This window comes from Nocardioides sp. GY 10113 (assembly GCF_004919105.1).
Lineage (GTDB): Bacteria > Actinomycetota > Actinomycetes > Propionibacteriales > Nocardioidaceae > Nocardioides.
In genome coordinates this window covers 1-18,583 of the sequence record NZ_STGK01000015.1, presented here as the reverse complement: position 1 = coordinate 18,583, position 18,583 = coordinate 1, and the positions used below count along the sequence as shown (strand labels likewise).

The 18,583-nt window shown below is 73.4% G+C and carries 14 protein-coding genes; 12 read left to right on the top strand and 2 right to left on the bottom strand.

Annotation, left to right across the window (positions count from 1 at the left end; genetic code table 11):
* Nucleotides 1-253: 253 nt before the first annotated feature.
* The 3 genes from pheS (at nt 254) to E8D34_RS16520 (ending at nt 7,062) form a co-directional block, all read left to right on the top strand.
* Entirely contained in the window at nt 254-1,351 is a 1,098-nt protein-coding gene (pheS, locus tag E8D34_RS16530) for a phenylalanine--tRNA ligase subunit alpha (protein ID WP_136595764.1), read from the top strand.
* Nucleotides 1,352-1,360: 9 nt separating this feature from the next.
* The gene (pheT, locus tag E8D34_RS16525) at nt 1,361-3,844 is read left to right on the top strand and encodes a phenylalanine--tRNA ligase subunit beta (protein ID WP_136595763.1); all 2,484 of its coding nucleotides are present in this window, start codon (nt 1,361-1,363) and stop codon (nt 3,842-3,844) included.
* A gap of 230 nt (nt 3,845-4,074) precedes the next feature.
* Entirely contained in the window at nt 4,075-7,062 is a 2,988-nt protein-coding gene (locus tag E8D34_RS16520) for a BTAD domain-containing putative transcriptional regulator (RefSeq protein WP_206056769.1), read from the top strand.
* Here the strand turns inward: E8D34_RS16520 and E8D34_RS16515 are convergent.
* Entirely contained in the window at nt 7,044-7,886 is an 843-nt protein-coding gene (locus E8D34_RS16515; RefSeq protein ID WP_136595762.1) for an ABC transporter permease, read from the bottom strand. The two genes, E8D34_RS16520 and E8D34_RS16515, sit on opposite strands and share 19 nt — an antisense overlap.
* The gene (locus tag E8D34_RS16510; RefSeq protein WP_136595761.1) at nt 7,886-8,899 is read right to left on the bottom strand and encodes an ATP-binding cassette domain-containing protein; all 1,014 of its coding nucleotides are present in this window, start codon (nt 8,897-8,899) and stop codon (nt 7,886-7,888) included. The genes E8D34_RS16515 and E8D34_RS16510 overlap by 1 nt, the downstream gene beginning before the upstream one ends.
* Before the next feature lie 236 nt (nt 8,900-9,135).
* On the opposite strand from E8D34_RS16510, the gene argC reads away from it, so the two are divergent.
* The 9 genes from argC to argH all read left to right on the top strand — a co-directional run bounded on the left by argC (nt 9,136) and on the right by argH (nt 18,348).
* Nucleotides 9,136-10,167 carry an N-acetyl-gamma-glutamyl-phosphate reductase gene (gene argC, locus E8D34_RS16505; RefSeq protein WP_136595760.1) on the top strand — a complete coding sequence of 344 codons (1,032 nt, stop codon included), beginning with the start codon at nt 9,136-9,138 and terminating at the stop codon, nt 10,165-10,167.
* Nucleotides 10,164-10,583 (top strand): ACT domain-containing protein, encoded by a 420-nt coding sequence (locus tag E8D34_RS16500; RefSeq protein WP_136595759.1) that lies wholly within the window; start codon nt 10,164-10,166, stop codon nt 10,581-10,583. Before argC ends, E8D34_RS16500 begins: the two co-directional genes overlap by 4 nt.
* 61 nt (nt 10,584-10,644) lie before the next feature.
* Nucleotides 10,645-11,796: a bifunctional glutamate N-acetyltransferase/amino-acid acetyltransferase ArgJ gene (gene argJ / locus E8D34_RS16495; RefSeq protein ID WP_136595758.1), complete on the top strand. Its 1,152-nt coding sequence runs from the start codon at nt 10,645-10,647 to the stop codon at nt 11,794-11,796.
* A gap of 14 nt (nt 11,797-11,810) precedes the next feature.
* Nucleotides 11,811-12,761, top strand: coding sequence for an acetylglutamate kinase (argB, locus tag E8D34_RS16490; RefSeq protein ID WP_206056773.1), 951 nt, complete (start codon nt 11,811-11,813; stop codon nt 12,759-12,761).
* Complete coding sequence (locus E8D34_RS16485; RefSeq protein ID WP_136595756.1) at nt 12,758-13,993, top strand: acetylornithine transaminase; 1,236 nt, start codon at nt 12,758-12,760, stop codon at nt 13,991-13,993. The genes argB and E8D34_RS16485 overlap by 4 nt, the downstream gene beginning before the upstream one ends.
* Entirely contained in the window at nt 13,990-14,928 is a 939-nt protein-coding gene (gene argF, locus E8D34_RS16480; protein WP_136595755.1) for an ornithine carbamoyltransferase, read from the top strand. The genes E8D34_RS16485 and argF overlap by 4 nt, the downstream gene beginning before the upstream one ends.
* Before the next feature lie 5 nt (nt 14,929-14,933).
* Nucleotides 14,934-15,479 carry an arginine repressor gene (locus E8D34_RS16475; protein WP_136595839.1) on the top strand — a complete coding sequence of 182 codons (546 nt, stop codon included), beginning with the start codon at nt 14,934-14,936 and terminating at the stop codon, nt 15,477-15,479.
* Complete coding sequence (gene argG, locus E8D34_RS16470) at nt 15,476-16,912, top strand: argininosuccinate synthase (RefSeq protein ID WP_136595754.1); 1,437 nt, start codon at nt 15,476-15,478, stop codon at nt 16,910-16,912. Before E8D34_RS16475 ends, argG begins: the two co-directional genes overlap by 4 nt.
* Before the next feature lie 2 nt (nt 16,913-16,914).
* Nucleotides 16,915-18,348, top strand: coding sequence for an argininosuccinate lyase (argH, locus tag E8D34_RS16465; protein WP_136595753.1), 1,434 nt, complete (start codon nt 16,915-16,917; stop codon nt 18,346-18,348).
* The last annotated feature ends 235 nt before the right edge of the window (nt 18,349-18,583 follow it).

Here is an 18,583-nt window from a genome sequence, read left to right as displayed (position 1 = left end):
GTCAGCGGGTCCCGGGGCTGGCAATAGCCGGCTTCAGCCGGCTCGGCCGCGACGCGGTAGCATCGGCGCCGTGGAAGCCCACCAGCGATTTCTTCGCCCCGGACCGGCGGACGGTCCGGGGGTTCACCGCGCGGCCTGAACGGCACCCGCCCGCCGCGCACGGCTCCTGGCACGTCACCGGGTCCGGGGAGAGCCACCCCAGCGACCACTTCTAGAATCTGCGGCGTCCGAACCTGCCGCTGGAAAGGGAGCCATGTCCGGCCCCAACACCGACTACGACCCGGTCGAGGTCACCCCGCTCAAGGCCGAGGAGGTCGAGCGGATGCGCGACGAGGCGCTCGCCGCGATCTCCGCCGCCGCCGACCTCGACGAGCTCAAGCAGGCGCGCCTCGACCACGCCGGCGACCGCTCGGGCCTGGCCCTGGCCAACCGCGAGATCGGCGCCCTGCCCCCGCAGGCGCGCAAGGAGGCCGGCCAGCGGATCGGCCAGGCCCGCGGCGCCGTCAACAAGGCGCTCGCCGCCCGCCAGGCCGTGCTCGAGGTCGAGCACGAGGAGCGGATGCTGGTCACCGAGACCGTCGACGTCACGCTGCCCACCGACCGCGGCCGCCGCGGCTCGCGGCACCCGATCACGCTCCAGTCCGAGCTGATCGCCGACATCTTCGTGGCGATGGGCTGGGAGATCGCCGAGGGCCCGGTCGTGGAGGCCGAGTGGCTCAACTTCGACGCCCTCAACCTCGGCCCCGACCACCCGGCGCGGACCATGCAGGACACGTTCTGGACCGAGCCGGCGGAGAACCACGTCGTGCTGCGCACCCAGACCTCCCCGGTCCAGGCGCGGACGATGCTGACCCGCACGCCGCCGATCTACGTCGCCTGCCCCGGGCGGGTCTTCCGCACCGACGAGTACGACGCCACGCACAGCCCGATGTTCCACCAGGTCGAGGGCCTGGTCGTCGACGAGGGCATCACGATGGCGCACCTCAAGGGCTCGCTGGACCACCTGGCGGCCCAGCTGTTCGGCCCCGGCATCGACACGCGCTTCCGCCCGTCGTACTTCCCCTTCACCGAGCCGTCGGCCGAGGTCGACGTGCGCTGCTTCGTCTGCCGCGGCGAGGACAGCGACTCCTGCCGCACCTGCAAGGGCGAGGGCTGGATCGAGTGGGGCGGCTGCGGGGTGGTCAACCCGCGCGTGCTGGTCGCCTGCGGCGTCGACCCGGAGGTGTACTCCGGCTTCGCGTTCGGCATGGGCATCGACCGGAGCTTCATGTTCCGGCACGCGCTGGGCGACCTCCGGCCGCTCTTCGAGGGCGACGCCCGCTTCTCCTCCGCGTTCGGCACCGAGATCTGAGAGACGTTGATGAAGACCCCGCTTTCCTGGATCAAGGAGTACGTCGACGTCCCCGCCGACGTGACCACCGACGAGCTGACCCACCGGCTGACGCTGACCGGCCTCAAGCTCGAGGGCATCGACAGCCCCGGCGCGCAGATCACCGGTCCGCTGGTGATCGGCCGGGTGCTGACCAAGGAGCCCGAGCCGCAGAAGAACGGCAAGACGATCAACTGGTGCACCGTGGACGTCGGCGACGCCAACGGCACCGGTGAGCCCCAGGGCATCGTCTGCGGCGCCCACAACTTCGAGCCCGGCGACCTGGTGGTCTGCGTGCTGCCCGGCGGCGTGCTGCCCGGCGGCTTCGCGATCTCCGCGCGCAAGACCTACGGCCACGTCTCGGCCGGGATGATCTGCTCCGCCCGCGAGCTGGGCCTGGGCGAGGACCACGACGGCATCATCGTGCTCCCGGCCGACGCCGGTCAGCCGGGCGACGACGTGCGCGCCGTGCTCGGCCTCGACGAGGAGATCATCGAGTTCGAGATCAACCCCGACCGCGCCTACGCGCTGTCGCTGCGCGGTATCGCCCGCGAGGTGGCCGTCTCCGTCGACGGAGCGACGAACTTCCGCGACCCCGCGCTCCGCGAGACCCCGGCCGCCGACGACCAGGGGCACCCGGTCGTCGTCGAGGACGCCGCCGGCTGCCCGGTCTTCGTGGCGCGCACGGTCTCCGGCTTCGACCCGTCCGTGGCCACGCCGGACCACATCGTCCAGCGGATCACCGCCGCCGGGATGCGGTCGGTGTCGCTGGCCGTCGACATCACGAACTACGTGATGCTCGAGACCGGTCGGCCGATCCACGGCTACGACGCCGACAAGGTGCAGGGCGCGCTGGTCGTGCGCCGCGGGCGGGCGGGGGAGTCGATGACCACCCTCGACGGCGCGCGTCGCACGCTGTCGACCGAGGACCTCGTCATCGCCGACGACTCGGGCATCATCGGCCTGGGCGGCGTGATGGGTGGCGAGACCACGGAGATGTCGGAGACCACCACCCGGATCCTGGTGGAGTCCGCGCACTGGGACCCCGTGTCGATGTTCCGCACCGGCAAGCGGCACAAGATCACCTCCGAGGCCGGCAAGCGCAACGAGCGCGGCGTCGACCCGACGATCTGCGAGGCCGCCGCGGACCGCGTGGTCGAGCTGCTGGTGGAGCACGGCGGCGGCGTCGCCGAGCCCGGCGTCACCGTCGTCGGCACCCCGCCGCCGGCGCCCGCCATCACCGTGGCCGGTGACCTGGCCGCCCGGGTCTCCGGACTCGACATCAGCGAGGAGCGGGCCGTCGAGGCGTTGCGCGCCGTCGGCTGCGAGGTCACCGGCACCGGCACGCTCTCCGTCGTCCCGCCGCCGTGGCGCCCCGACCTGACCGACCCGCAGGACACCACCGAGGAGGTGATCCGGCTGGTCGGCTACGACACGATCCCGTCGATCCTCCCCAAGGCACCCGGTGGCCGAGGCCTGACCCGGACCCAGCAGCTGCGCCGGCGCGCCGGCAGGACGATGGCGGGGGAGGGCTACGTCGAGGTGATCTCCTTCCCGTTCGTCGGGCAGGCCGACCTCGACGCGCTCGGCCTGGACGCCGACGATGCCCGCCGCAACCTGCTCGGGCTCTCGAACCCGCTCAACAGCGAGGCGCCGTCGATGACCACGACGCTGCTGCCCGGCCTGCTCAAGGCCGCGGCGCGCAACGTCGGCCACGGCACCACCTCGGTGGCGCTCTTCGAGACCGCCACGGTGACGCTGCCCGGCGGGGACGGCCCGGCGCCGATCCTGCCCGTCGACCGCCGTCCGACGGACGAGGAGCTCGCCGCGCTCACCGGCGCCCTGCCGGCGCAGCCGCTGCACCTCGGGCTCGTCGCCTGCGGCGAGTACGAGGCGGACGGCTGGTGGGGTGAGGGGCGCGCCGTGGCGTGGTCGGACGCGGTCCACGCCGTGCGCTCCGTCGCGGACGCCTTCGGCCTCACGCTCGAGGTCCGGGCGGCGTCGGTGGCGCCGTGGCACCCCGGCCGCTGCGCAGCGCTGCTGCTCGACGGGGACGTCGTCGGCCACGCCGGCGAGCTGCACCCGCGGGTCTGCGCGGGCCTCGGCCTGCCCGAGCGGTCCGTCGCCGCGGAGGTCGACCTGGACGCGCTGATCGCCGCGGCGGTGCACCTGCGCCCGGCGCCGGCCTTCTCGTCGTACCCGGTGGCCAAGGAGGACGTCGCGCTGCTGGTCGGCGCGGACGTCCCGGCCGCCTCGGTCGAGGCGGCGCTGCGCGAGGGTGCCGGCGAACTGCTGGAGTCGATCCGGCTGTTCGACGTCTACACCGGCGACCAGGTCGAGGCGGGCCACAAGTCGCTCGCCTACGCCCTGCGCTTCCGCGCCACCGACCGGACCCTCAACGAGGGCGAGGCGTCGGCGGCGCGGGACGCCGCGGTCGCGCGAGCGGCCGAGCTCACCGGGGCTGTGCAGCGCTGAGCGAGCTGGGCCGGCTCCGTCTGCTCGACGAGGTCGCCTGGGACGGTCGGACCGTCCCGGGCGACCGCACGGCTGCGCTGCTCGCGGCCCTGGCGCTGCACGCTCCGGGCGGCCTCAGTGCCGAGGCGCTGGTCGACCTGGTCTGGGACGACGGCGAGCGTCCGGAGCACCCGACGAAGGCCGTCCAGGTCGTCGTCTCCCGGGCGCGATCGGCGACGGGGCCCGACGCCGTGGCGCGGTCCGGGGCGGCCTACCGGCTCGGCATCGGGGCCGTCGAGGTCGACGCCCTCGCGCTCGCCGCGGAGCTCGACCGCGCCGCCCGCCTCGAGCGGGACGGGGACCTGGCGGCGGCCGAGCGGCTGCTCGCCGGGGTGGTGACCCGCCCCGTCGCCACCGGAGGACCGGGCCCGCTCGCCGAGCTCCGGCGGCGCGCCCGTGCGGCGCGGGCCGTGGCCACCCGGCGGCGGGCCCTGCTGCTGTCGGCGCTCGGCCGGCACCCGGAGGCGCTGGCTCCGCTGCAGGAGGCGCTGGCCGACGGCGCGGCCGGCGACCACGAGGAGGACCTGGTCGTCGCCCTGCTGCACAGCCTCGCGGTGGTGCGGGGGGTGCCGGCGGCGCTGGCGGCCTACGAGGCTCACCGCGAGCGGTTGGCCGACGGCCTGGGGGTCGACCCCGGGCCGCGGCTGCGCGCCGTGCATGCCGACCTCCTCGCCCGCGACAGGCCGGTGCGCACGGGCGTGCGCCACTACGCCTCGAGCCTGGTCGGCCGCGAGGACGACCTGCAGGCCCTGCGCGGCCTGCTGCGGCGGCACCGGGTGGTGTCGATCCTGGGTGCGGGCGGCCTGGGCAAGACCCGGCTCGCGCAGCTGCTCGCCGAGGGTGCCGAGCAGCCGGTGGTGCACGTGGTCGAGCTGGTCGGCGTCGTCGATCCGGCCGACCTGGTCAGCGAGGTCGGCTCCGCCCTCGGGGTCCGCGACTCCGTCGCCGGTCGTCGTGTCCTCACCCCCGAGCAGCAGCGAGACGTCCGGACCCGGATCGCCCAGCAGCTGGCCGGCGCACCGACCCTGCTGGTGCTGGACAACTGCGAGCACCTGATCGGCGCCGTGGCGGACCTGGTCGGCTTCCTGGTCGCCACCGCCCCCGTGCTGCGCGTGCTCACCACCACGCGGGCCCCGCTGGCGATCGCCGCCGAGCACGTCTATCCGCTCGCCCAGCTCGGGCACGACGAGGCGGCGCTGCTGTTCCGCGATCGCGCCCGCGCCACCCGCCCCGACGTGGTGCTGGCCGACCGCGCGGTGGACGACGTCGTGGCGCGCCTCGACGGGCTGCCGCTGGCCATCGAGCTGGCGGCGGTGAAGGTGCGGGCGATGACGGTGGAGGACATCGCCCAGCGACTGGAGAACCGGTTCGCGCTGCTGCGCGGCGGCGACCGGAGCGCGCCCGACCGGCACCAGACGCTGATCGCGGTCATCGACTGGTCCTGGAACCTGCTCGCCGAGCCCGAGCGCCGTGCGCTGCGCCGGTTGGCGGTCTTCGCCGACGGGTTCACCCTGGACGCGGCGGAGGCGGTCGTCGGCGGCGACGCGCTGACGGCGGTCCAGGAGCTCGTCGACCAGTCCCTGCTGACCGTGGTCGAGGCGGGAGCCGGCGCGGATGCGGCCAGCGGCCCGGACGGCCCGGACGGCCCGGCCGGACCGCTGCGCTACCGGATGCTCGAGACGGTCCGGGAGTTCGGCCGGATGCACCTGGTGGACGCCGGCGAGGACGCCGACGCCCGCGCCGCGCGCTCGCGGTGGGCGGTCCGCTACGCCGACCGTCACGCCGCCCGGCTCTTCACGCCGGACCAGGTCGCCGCGATCGACGCGCTCGCCCGGGAGGAGAACAACCTGGCCGACGTGCTCCGCCAGGCGCTCGCCGCGCCCGCCCCCGAGGACGTCGTCGCCGTCTTCGCCGCCCTGGGCAGCCTGTGGTCGATCCGCGGGGAGCACCCCCGCGTGATCGTGCTGAGTGAGCCGCTCGCCACCGCGCTGACGGGCTGGGAGCCGGTCCCCGAACGGGTCGACCAGGTCCGGATCAGCCTCTGCCTGGCGATCATGAACTCCTGGATCACCCGTCCCGAGTCCACCGGCGGACTGCGCGCGCTGCTGGAGACGGCGGGCAGCTCCGGGACCGGCGGTGTGCTCGACGCCCTGGTGACCGTGGTGCTGGCCATCGGGGCCGACGGCCGCAGCCCGTCCAGCACCGACGTGTCGGACCGACTCGCGACGCACCCCGACCCGGTCGTCCGCGCGCTCGCGCTGCAGTGGCTGAGCCGGGTCCGCGAGAACCTGGCCGACCTGCTCGGCGCGCTCGAGGCAGCGGAGGCCGCACTGGCGTTGACCGATGACCGGCACGGGCCCTGGAACGAGGCTCAGCTGCGCACCCAGCTCGCGGCGCTGTGCGCCCAGGTCGGCCGGACCGAGCAGGCCGCCGCGCACGCGGCGGCCGCGGTCCCGGTGCTGATGCGGATCGGTGCGGTCGACGACGCGCTCCAGGTGCGCGCGGTGATGGCGATGGCTGCGCTCGCGGCCGGCGACGTGGACCGGGCCGAGCGTGAGGTGGAGGCCCTGAGCGGGTTGCGCGGACGCGGCGGCTTCGGCAGTGAGGCGCTGGTGCTCAACGGCCGGGCCGAGGTCGCGTTCGCCCGCGGTGAGGTCGAACGCGGGCGGAGGCTGATGATGGACGCCGCCGACGCGCTGGCCGGGCTCAGCTACCCCGGGATGGACGACGCCGGCGAGCTCGCGCCCTGGACGATCTTCGGCGAGGCGCTGGCGCTGGCCGCGTGCGCCCACCACCCGGGCCCGGACGAGGCGCGGGAGTCCGAGGACGAGCGACGACTCGCGGCGTCGCTGCGGGCGAAGGTGGTGTCGGTCGTGTCCGGCGAGGGCGGCGGGCTCGTGGACCTGCCCGTCGTCGGCGTGGTGCTCTTCGCGCTCGGCAGCTGGGGGCTCCTCCGCGGCGAGCTGGCGCCCGAGGACGCCGTACGGCTGCTGGTGCTGGCCGAGCGCTGCGGCTACCAGCGGTTCACCCCGACCCTCTCCTGGGAGCGGGCGGCGGCTCTCGCGGAGCGCGACGCGCCGGGGATGCTGGCCCGGCTCGACGGTGAGTACGGCGCGCGCCGTGGCCCCGCCGTGCTCGACGGGGCCAGCGACGCGGTCGCTCAGATCTTCCGGGCGTAGGAGCGCACGGCCAGCGGAGCGAACACCGCCGCCACCACGGCGCAGCCCAGCAGCGCCCAGCCGACCTCGGTCGTCACGGCCCCGTCGTTCATCAGGTCGCGGCAGGCCGTCACCACGTGCGAGACGGGGTTGACGTTCACGAAGGCCTCCAGCCAGGGCGGCAGGGTCTCGGCCGGCACGAAGGCGTTGGACAGGAACGTCAGCGGGAACATGATCATCATCCCGATGCCCTGCACGGCCTGCGCCGAGCGCGCCACGGTGCCGAGCCACGTGAAGATCCACGACAGCGACCACGCGGCGGTGATGGTCAGCAGCCAGCCGCCGAGCACGCCGAGCGGGCCTCCGCCCGGCCGGTAGCCCATCACCAGGCCCATGCCGATGGTCAGCGTGGCCGCCACGGCGTACCGGATCAGGTCGGCGAGCGCGGGGCCGGCCAGGGGAGCGAAGCGGGAGATCGGCAGCGCCCGGAACCTGTCGAAGACGCCCTTGTCCATGTCCTCGCGCAGCTGAGTGCCCATCGCCATGCAGGCGGTGAGCGCCATCTGGGCGAGGATGCCGGGGATGATCAGCGGCAGGTAGCCCTCGACGCTCCCGGAGATCGCGCCGCCGAAGATGTAGGCGAACATCGCCGTGAAGAGCAGCGGCTGGATGGTCACGTCGAAGAACTGCTCCGGGTTGCGGCGCATCTTCTTCGTGGCCCGCCAGGCCATCGCGAGCGTCTGGCGGACGGTCTCGGCCGCGGTAGGGCGGGCCGGCAGGTGCGCCGGCGACCCGATCGCGTCGGGTGCCCGCTGTGGCGTGCGGTCCTCGGTGAGCGTGCTCATCAGGCCACCTCCTCCGTCTCCGCCGGGGCGGCGGTCTCGCTGTGGTGGCCGGTGAGGGCCAGGAAGACCTCGTCGAGGGTCGGCTGCTGGACGGTCGCGGTGGCGATCGACACCTGCGCCTCGCGCAGCCCGATCAGCACGTCCGCGGCCCGGTCGGCGTCGGGCAGCGCCACGTTGAGCCCGCCCGCCTCCGGGGTCAGCACCGGCGGCTCGCCGATCACGCGGGCGACGACCTCGCCGGCCCGGGCCAGGTCCGCGGCGTCGACCAGCCGCAGGTGCAGCGTCGAGTCGCCGACGCCCCGCTTGAGCTCGTACGGCGTGCCCTCGGCGACCTTCCGGCCTCGGTCGATCACGGCGATCCTGTCGGCCAGCTGGTCGGCCTCGTCCAGGTACTGGGTGGTGAGCAGGATCGTGGACCCCTGCGCGACGAGCGCCCGGATCGTCTCCCACATCTGGCCCCGCGTGCGCGGGTCCAGGCCGGTGGTCGGCTCGTCGAGGAAGATCAGCGGCGGCCGGCTGATCAGGCTGGCGGCCAGGTCGAGGCGGCGCCGCATGCCGCCGGAGAACGTGGAGAGCCGGCGCGTCGCGGCGTCGGTGAGGGCGAACTGCTCCAGCAGGTCGTCGGCCGTCGTGCGTGCCTCACGCCGGGGGAGTCCGAGCAGCCGGCCGAAGAGGTAGAGGTTCTCGTGGCCGGTCAGGTTCTCGTCGACCGAGGCGTACTGTCCCGTGACACCGACGAGCTGTCGCACCCGGTGCGGCTCGGAGGCCACGTCGGTGCCGAAGATCGCGGCCCGGCCGCCGTCGATGGGCAGCAGGGTCGCGAGCATCTTCAGCGTGGTCGTCTTGCCGGCGCCGTTCGGACCGAGGACGCCGAACACCTCGCCGCGGCGTACCTGGAGGTCGACGCCGTCGACTGCGTGGTGCGTGCCGAACTTCTTGACCAGGCCGGCCGCGTCGACCGCCAGCTCGGCGCTGGGGCCGGGCCCGGGGGCCGGGAGGGAGGGATGGCTCATGGGGACAGCGTGGGGGCCACCGGTTTCACCGTGGCTTCACGGCGGTCTCAGCCGGGTTGGCCCGGCGGTTGCCGTGAAGCCCCGGCGGGCCGCCGCGGCTCCGATCCGCGGGACGCTAGCCTGGGTCCGTTCGCCGGCACGGGCGCGGCGGTCGTGACCGCTGGGGTCGCGGCCAGGCCGGGTTCAGGATGAGGGCGCTGTCAAATGAACATGCAGGGATGTGTATAGTTATGCACATGACTCAGGTACGTGTCGCTGTCGCCGGTGCCAGCGGGTACGCCGGAGGCGAGCTGCTGCGCCTGCTCCTGGCCCATCCGCAGGTCGAGATCGGCGCGGTCACCGCCGGCAGCAACGCCGGCGAGCGTCTCGGAGCGCTCCAGCCGCACCTGCTCCCGCTCGCCGACCGGCTGCTGGAGCCCACCACGGTGGAGGTGCTGTCCGGTCACGACGTGGTCTTCCTGGCACTGCCGCACGGCCAGTCCGCCGGGATCGCCGAGAAGCTCGGCGACGAGGTCCTCGTCATCGACTGCGGGGCCGACTTCCGGCTCGCGGACGCCGCCGAGTGGCTGCGCTTCTACGGCGGCTCGCACGCCGGCACCTGGCCCTACGGCCTCCCCGAGCTGCCCGGGCTGCGCGAGGAGATCGCCGGCTCGCGCCGCGTGGCCGTCCCGGGCTGCTACCCGACCATCTCCACGCTGACGATCGGCCCGGCGGTGCTGCACGGCATCGTCGACCCGGACGTGGTCGTGGTCGCCGCCAGCGGCACCAGCGGCGCCGGCAAGGCGCCGAAGCAGCACCTGCAGAGCAGCGAGATCATCGGCAGCGTCACCGCCTACGGGGTCGGCGGCGTGCACCGGCACACCCCCGAGATCACCCAGAACCTGTCGCGGCTGACCGACAAGAACGTCACGGTCAGCTTCACCCCGGTGCTGGTGCCGACCTCGCGCGGCATCCTGGCCACCTGCTCGGCTCCGCTGTCGGGCACCTGGGCCACCGACGCCGCCCACGACGTCTACGTCGAGGCCTTCGCCGACGAGCCGTTCATCCATGTGCTCCCCGAGGGGCAGTGGCCCCAGACGCAGGCCGTGCTCGGCTCCAACGCCGTCCAGATCCAGGTGGCGGTCGACGCGATGGCCGGCCGCCTGGTCGCGGTCGGCGCCATCGACAACCTGACCAAGGGCACCGCCGGCGCGGCGGTGCAGTGCATGAACCTGGCCCTCGGGCTCCCCGAGACGGCCGGCCTGAGCAGCGTGGGAGTGGCGCCGTGAGCGAGCAGTCCGAGACCCAGCAGGCGTCGTACCACCTGCTGCGCTTCCCCGAGCGGCTCGCGGTGGTCCGGCTCGCCGCCGGCGCCGAGGTGCCGGAGTGGGCCGAGTCCTCCTCGATCTTCTCGATCACCGCGACCGCCGAGGGGACGTCGCTGGTCTGCGCCGGCCGCAACGTCCCCAAGAAGGTCCCGCACCAGAAGCCGTTCACGGCCTTCCGGGTCGACGGCACGCTCGACTTCGGGCTGACCGGCGTCCTGGTCAGCCTGCTGGCCCCGCTCGCGGAGGACGGGATCAGCGTCTTCACCCTCTCCACGTACGACACCGACTGGATCCTGGTGCCGACCGGCGACGCCGAGCGGGCCGAGGAGGCGTGGCGACGATCGGGGCACACCACCGCCCCCGCCGTCCCCGCCTGACCCGCCCACCACCGGATCCGTCCGCGGCCGCTCCCGGCCGACCATGCACGAAGGAACATCGATGAGCGTCACCCACCCGCGCGGGTTCCGCGCTGCCGGCACCGCGATCGGCCTCAAGTCCACCGGCGCCAAGGACCTCGCCCTGGTCGTCAACGACGGCCCCCGTTTCGACTCCGCGTCGGTCTTCACCAGCAACCGCTGCAAGGCCAACCCGGTGCTGTGGAGCGAGCAGGTCGCCCGGGACGGCGTCGTCCGCGCCGTCGTGCTCAACTCCGGCGGTGCCAACTGCTACACCGGACCCGAGGGGTTCGTGACCACCCACCGGGTCGCCGAGCAGGTCGCCGTGCGGCTGGGCATCGGCGCGGTGGACGTGATCGTCTGCTCGACCGGGCTGATCGGCCTGACCAACGACCGGCAGGTGCTGCTGGACGGCGTCGACGCGGTGCACGCCCTGCTCTCCGAGGACGGTGGGCAGGACGCCGCCGAGGCGATCATGACCACCGACTCGGTCAACAAGCAGTTCGTGCTCGAGGCGGACGGCTGGTCGATCGGCGGGATGGCCAAGGGCGCGGGCATGCTCGCCCCCGCGCTGGCGACGATGCTGGTGGTGATCACCACCGACGCCGTGGTCCCGGCCGAGACGCTGGACCGCGCCCTGCGTGCGGCGACCCGGGTCAGCTTCGACCGTCTCGACTCCGACGGCTGCATGTCGACCAACGACACGGTCAGCGTGCTGGCCAGCGGGGCCTCGGGCGTGACGCCCAGCGAGGAGGAGTTCACCGTCGCGCTCACCGACGTGTGCGTCGGGCTGGCCCAGCAGCTGCTCGCCGACGCCGAGGGCGCCGACCACGAGATCTCGATCACCACGCGCGGAGCGGCCACCGAGGACGACGCCGTCGAGGTGGGCCGCAGCGTGGCGCGCAGCAACCTGTTCAAGGCCGCGGTCTTCGGCAAGGACCCGAACTGGGGCCGTGTGCTCGCATCGATCGGCACCACCGGCGCCGCCTTCGACCCCGCCGACCTCGACGTCGCGATCAACGGCGTCTGGGTGTGCCGCAGCTCGACGCCCGCCGAGGACCCGGCCCTGGTCGACCTCGGGCCGCGCGCGGTGACGGTGAGCATCGACCTGAAGTCCGGCGACGCCGAGGCGACCGTCTGGACCAACGACCTGACCCACGCCTACGTCCACGAGAACAGCGCCTACAGCTCATGAGCATCGAAGAGAACATGACCGGGCCCTACGCCCCGACGTCCCACGACCCGGCCAAGCCGGACCCGGCCAAGGCGGCCACGCTGGCCGCTGCGCTGCCGTGGCTGAAGGAGTACCACGGCAAGGTGGTCGTGGTGAAGTACGGCGGCAACGCGATGACCGACGACGCGCTCAAGCGCGCGTTCGCCGAGGACATCGCCTTCCTGCGCTTCGCCGGGTTCCGGCCGGTGGTGGTGCACGGCGGCGGTCCGCAGATCTCGCAGATGCTGGACCGGCTCGGCATCGAGTCCGAGTTCCGCGGCGGCCTGCGGGTGACCACGCCGGAGGCGATGGACGTGGTCCGGATGGTGCTCGTCGGGCAGGTGCAGCGCGAGCTCGTCGGGCTGATCAACGAGCACGGCCCGCTCGCGGTGGGACTCTCCGGCGAGGACGCCGGCCTCTTCACCGCCGAGGCCACCGGCACCGTGGTCGACGGCCAGGAGGTGGACCTCGGTCTCGTCGGCGAGGTCACCGAGGTGCGGCCCGAGGCCGTCCTCGACCTGATCGAGGCAGGTCGGATCCCCGTGGTCTCCAGCATCGCTCCGGACGTCGACGGGGTCGCGCACAACGTGAACGCCGACTCCGCCGCAGCGTCCCTGGCCGTCGCGCTGGGGGCCGAGAAGCTCCTGGTTCTGACCGACGTCGAGGGTCTGTACCTGGACTGGCCCGATCCCGAGGAGGTGATCGGTGAGATCAGCCCCGAGGCGCTCGAGGCGATCCTCCCGGACCTGGCCAGCGGCATGATCCCGAAGATGGGCGCGTGCCTGAGCGCCGTCCAGGGCGGCGTGAAGCGGGCCACCGTGGTCGACGGCCGGGAGAAGCACGCGGTGCTCCTGGAGCTCTTCACCGACGAGGGGGTCGGCACCCAGGTGCTGCCCGGTGTCACCACCAAGACCCGCAAGGCCAAGCAGGCGGGGCAGAGCGCATGAACGGCCAGTCCAGCCAGCACGCCTGGACCGAGCGGTACGCCGGTGCGCTGATGAACACGTTCGGCGCGCCCAAGCTGGTCCTGACCCGCGGCACCGGCGCCCACGTGTGGGACGCCGACGGCCGCGAGTACGTCGACCTGCTCGGTGGCATCGCGGTGAACGCGCTGGGCCACGCGCACCCGCGCCTGGTCGGCGCCGTCACCGAGCAGCTCGGAACGCTCGGCCACATCTCCAACTTCTTCGCCAGCGAACCTCAGATCCGGCTTGCCGAGCGGTTGCTCGCGCTGCTCGGCCTGGGCGACCTGGGGGGCCGGGTCTTCTTCACCAACTCCGGCACCGAGGCGAACGAGGCGGCGTTCAAGCTGACCCGGCGCACCGGCCGCACCCGGGTGGTCGCCACCGAGGGCGCGTTCCACGGGCGCACGATGGGCGCGCTGGCGCTCACCGCCAAGGAGGCCTACCGGGCGCCCTTCGAGCCGCTGCCCGGCGACGTGGTGTTCGTCCCCTACGGCGACGCGGCCGCGCTGGAGGCGGCGGTCGACGAGACCACCGCCGCCGTGGTCATCGAGCCGGTCCAGGGCGAGGCGGGGGTCGTCGTACCTCCGCGCGACTACCTGCCCGCGGCCCGCCGGATCACCCACGAGCGCGGCGCGCTGCTGTGGCTGGACGAGGTGCAGACCGGGATCGGCCGGATGGGCTCCTGGTTCGCCCACCAGCACCCCGACCTGGTCGCCGAGCCCGTCGTGCCCGACATCGTCACGCTGGCCAAGGGCCTGGCCGGCGGGATCCCGATCGGCGCGTGCATCGCGACCGGCGGCACCGGGAAGCTGTTCGACCCCGGCAACCACGGCACCACCTTCGGCGGCAACCCGGTCGCGGCCGCCGCCGCGCTGGCCGTCATCGACACCATCGAGGACGAGGGGCTGCTCGAGCACGTCACCGCACTGGGCGAGCGGCTCCGGGTGGGCCTCGGCGCCGATGCTCGGGTCACCGAGGTGCGGGGGACCGGCCTGCTGATCGGGCTGGACCTGGCCCAGCCACTGGCCGCCGAGGTGGTGGCCGCGGCGCAGGACGCCGGGTTCATCCTGAACGCCGCCACGCCGGAGCGGATCCGGCTGGCGCCGCCGCTCGTGCTGACCGCAGAGGACGTCACCGCCTTCCTCGCGGCGTGGCCGGGCATCCTGGACGCGGCCGGGCTCACCACGGGCGCCGTCACGGGGGGCGCCCGATGACCCGCCACCTGCTGCGCGACGACGACCTGACGCCTGCCGAGCAGGCCGAGATCCTCGACCTCGCCGCGGCCATGAAGAAGGACCCGTTCGGCGAGGGGCTCGGGAAGCCGCTGGCCGGGCCGCACACGGTCGCGATGATCTTCGACAAGGCGACGCTGCGCACCCAGGCCTCGTTCACCGCCGGCATCGCCGAGCTCGGCGGCCAGCCGCTGCTGGTGGACGGCAACCTCGCCGGCATCGGCAAGCGCGAGTCGGTGGCCGACGTGGCCCGGGTGCTGGGCCGCCAGGTCTCGCAGATCGTGTGGCGCACCTACCACCAGTCCGACCTGGAGACGATGGCCGAGCTCTCGGGCGTGCCGGTGGTCAACGCGCTCACCGACGACTTCCACCCCTGCCAGCTGCTGGCCGACCTGCTGACGATCACCGAGCGGCGCGGCTCCCTGGCCGGGCTGACGGTCACCTTCCTCGGCGACGGCGCCTGCAACATGGGCAACTCCTGGTTGCTCGCCGGCGCGCTGGCCGGCATGCACGTGCGGATCAGCGCCCCCGAGGGGTACCTGCCGGCTCGGGCGGTCTGGGACCGCGCCGCGGAGATCGCCGCGACCACCGGCGGCTCCGTGGCGGCCGACCCCGACCCGGTCGCCGCCGTCTCCGGCGTCGACGTGGTGGTCACCGACACCTGGGTGTCGATGGGCAAGGAGGACGAGGCCGCCGCGCGGCGCGCCGTCTTCACGCCGTACGCCGTGACCGCCGAGCTGCTCTCCGCCGCGGCGGAGGACGCGATCGTGCTGCACTGCCTGCCGGCGTACCGGGGGATGGAGATCGCCGCGGAGGTCATCGACGGCCCGCAGAGCGTGGTCTGGGACGAGGCCGAGAACCGGCGGCACGCGCAGAAGGCCGTGATGGCCTGGCTCCACGAGCGGCGCGGCCGGTGACCAGCATGCCGACCCCCGACCACGAGAACGGTGCCGACCAGCAGGCGTTGACGCCGGTCACCAAGAGTGCCCGGCAGGCGCTGATCGTGGAGCTGCTCGGCAGCCGCGAGGTGCACTCGCAGCCGGAGCTCGCCGTGCTGCTGGCCGACCGCGGGGTCCATGTCACCCAGGCCACGCTCAGCCGCGACCTGGTCGACCTGGACGCGGTCAAGGTGCGCCTGGCCTCCGGCGCGATGGCCTACGCGGTGCCGGCCGAGGGCGGGGACCGGGGCATGGTCGCCGCCGAGGGCGCCGCCGCGTCGCACCGACTCTCCCGGCTCGCGGCGGAGCTGTTGGTCAGCGCCGACGCCAGCGCGAACCTGGTGGTCCTGCGCACGCCGCCCGGCGCGGCGCAGTTCCTGGCCAGCGCGATCGACAAGGTCGAGCTCGGCGACGTGCTGGGCACGATCGCGGGCGACGATACGGTCTTGGTGATCGGTCGCGACCCCAGCGGGGGCCACGCCCTCGCCCACAAGTTCACCTCCCTTGCCGAAAGGAACGAAAGCAGTTGAGCAAGGTCCTCACCTCCCTGCCCGTGGGAGAGCGCGTCGGCATCGCGTTCTCCGGTGGGCTCGACACGTCCGTCGCGGTCGCCTGGATGCGCGACAAGGGGGCCGTGCCGTGCACCTACACCGCCGACATCGGCCAGTACGACGAGCCCGACATCTCCGGCGTCCCGGGACGCGCGCTCCAGTACGGCGCCGAGATCGCGCGTGCGATCGACTGCCGCGGGCCGCTCGTCGAGGAGGGCCTCGCGGCTCTGGCCTGCGGCGCGTTCCACATCCGCTCGGGCGGCCGCGCCTACTTCAACACCACGCCGCTGGGCCGTGCCGTCACCGGCACCATGCTGGTCCGGGCGATGCACGAGGACGGCGTCGACATCTGGGGCGACGGGTCCACGTTCAAGGGCAATGACATCGAGCGGTTCTACCGCTACGGCCTGCTGGCCAACCCGCAGCTGCGGATCTACAAGCCGTGGCTCGACGCGGACTTCGTGACCGAGCTCGGCGGCCGCGCCGAGATGAGCCAGTGGCTCACCGAGCACGACCTGCCCTACCGCGACTCCAAGGAGAAGGCGTACTCCACCGACGCCAACATCTGGGGTGCCACCCACGAGGCCAAGACCCTCGAGCACCTCGACGTCTCGCTGGAGACCGTCGAGCCGATCATGGGCGTGAAGTTCTGGGACCCCTCGGTGGAGATCGAGACCGAGGACGTGACGATCTCGTTCGTCGCCGGCCGTCCGGTGGCGATCAACGGCACGTCGTACGACGACGCCGTGGCGCTGGTGATGGAGGCCAACGCGATCGGCGGGCGCCACGGCCTGGGCATGTCGGACCAGATCGAGAACCGGATCATCGAGGCGAAGTCCCGCGGCATCTATGAGGCGCCCGGCATGGCGCTGCTGTGGATCGCCTACGAGCGGCTGCTCAACGCGATCCACAACGAGGACACGGTCGCGCTCTACCACACCGAGGGCCGCCGCCTGGGCCGGCTGCTCTACGAGGGCCGGTGGCTGGACCCGCAGGCACTGATGCTGCGGGAGTCGATCCAGCGCTGGATCGCCTCGCTGGTCACCGGGGAGGTCACCCTCCGGCTGCGCCGCGGCGAGGACTACTCGATCCTGGCCACGTCCGGCCCGGAGTTCTCGTACCACCCGGACAAGCTGTCGATGGAGCGCACCGAGAACGCCGCGTTCGGCCCGACGGACCGGATCGGCCAGCTCACCATGCGCAACCTGGACATCGCCGACTCCCGCGCGAAGCTGGAGCAGTACGCCGGACAGCCGCTGGACCAGGGGCAGGTGCTCGTCGAGCACGGCACCCTGTTCGGCGCGCTGCCCGCAGGCGGGTACGACCAGATCACCGCGAACCCCGAGGCCGAGGCCGACGAGGAGGCCGAGGTGGCGCTGGACGCCGCCGCGATGGAGTTCGGGACGGACTGAGCGTGAGCGGCGAGGAGAGCACCACCAACACCGGGAAGCTGTGGGGCGGTCGGTTCGCGGGCGGCCCGTCTCCCGAGCTCGAGGCGCTGTCGCGCTCGACGCACTTCGACTGGCGGCTCGGGCTCTACGACATCGCCGGCTCCCACGCCCACGCCAAGGCGCTGGGAGCGGCGGGTCTGCTGTCGGAGTCCGAGGAGGCCGAGCTCCACCGCGGGCTGGACGCCCTGGCGTCGCGCTTCCGCGACGGCACGCTGCGGCCCGACCCGTCCGACGAGGACGTGCACGGCGCGCTGGAGCGGTTGCTGATCGCGGAGGTCGGGCCGGAGGTGGGCGGCAAGCTGCGCGCCGGGCGCTCGCGGAACGACCAGATCGCCACGCTGTTCCGCTGCTACCTGCTCGACCACGCGGCGACCATCGCCGGCCTGGTGCTGGACCTGGTCGACGCGCTCGCCGAGCAGGCCGCCGTGCACCTCGCCGAGACGCCGGCGATCATGCCGGGGCGCACGCACCTGCAGCACGCACAGCCGGTGCTGCTCTCCCACCACCTGCTGGCGCACGCGTGGCCGCTGCTGCGCGACGTCGAGCGGCTGGGGGACTGGCGGCGCCGGGTCGAGTCGGACTCGCCGTACGGCTCCGGGGCGCTGGCCGGGCAGAGCCTCGGGCTGGACCCCGAGCTGGTCGCCCGTGAGCTCGGCTTCACCGGGTCGACGGCCAACTCGATCGACGGCACCGCGTCGCGCGACTTCGTCGCCGAGTTCGCCTTCGTCACGGCGCAGATCGGGATCGACGTCAGCCGGATCGCCGAGGAGGTGATCGTGTGGGCGACCAAGGAGTTCGACTTCGTGACGCTGCACGACTCCTGGTCGACCGGGTCGAGCATCATGCCGCAGAAGAAGAACCCGGACATCGCCGAGCTGGCGCGCGGCAAGGCCGGGCGGCTGGTCGGCAACCTGGCCGGGCTGCTGACCACGCTCAAGGCGCTCCCGTTGGCCTACAACCGGGACCTGCAGGAGGACAAGGAGCCGGTCTTCGACTCCGTGGACACCCTCGAGGTGCTGCTCCCCGCGTTCACCGGTCAGGTGGCCACGCTGGTCTTCAACACCGAGCGGATGGCTGCGCTCGCGCCGCAGGGCTTCTCGCTCGCCACCGACATCGCGGAGTGGCTGGTGCGGGAGGGGGTCCCGTTCCGGGTCGCGCACGAGGTCGCCGGCGCGTGCGTGCGCCGGTGCGAGGAGCTCGGGATCGAGCTCGACGAGCTCTCGGACGAGCAGTTCGCGGAGATCTCTCCGCACCTGACCCCGGCCGTTCGGGACGTGCTGACCGTCGAAGGCTCGGTCGCGTCGCGGTCCGGCCGCGGCGGCACGGCGCCGGCGCGCGTCGTCGAGCAGCTCGCTGACCTGCGCAAACGCGTGGACGGACTGCGCAGCAGCAGCTGAGGTCGGCCCCGATTTCACATCCGGGACACATGTGCGTAATGTTCTCTCTCGCCGCGGCAAGCGGAAAAGCCCCCGGGAAACCGGAGGGAGAGAGGTTGCCACGGCACCCGCAGCACGGGTCGAGGACAACGGCGGTCTCGCCGGTTTGACCGAGATCCGAGGCGGTGGGTAATGTTTCACAGGTTGCCTGACCAACGGGCGCTGGAGTTCTTCCGGCGACACCAGGTCGGTGCGT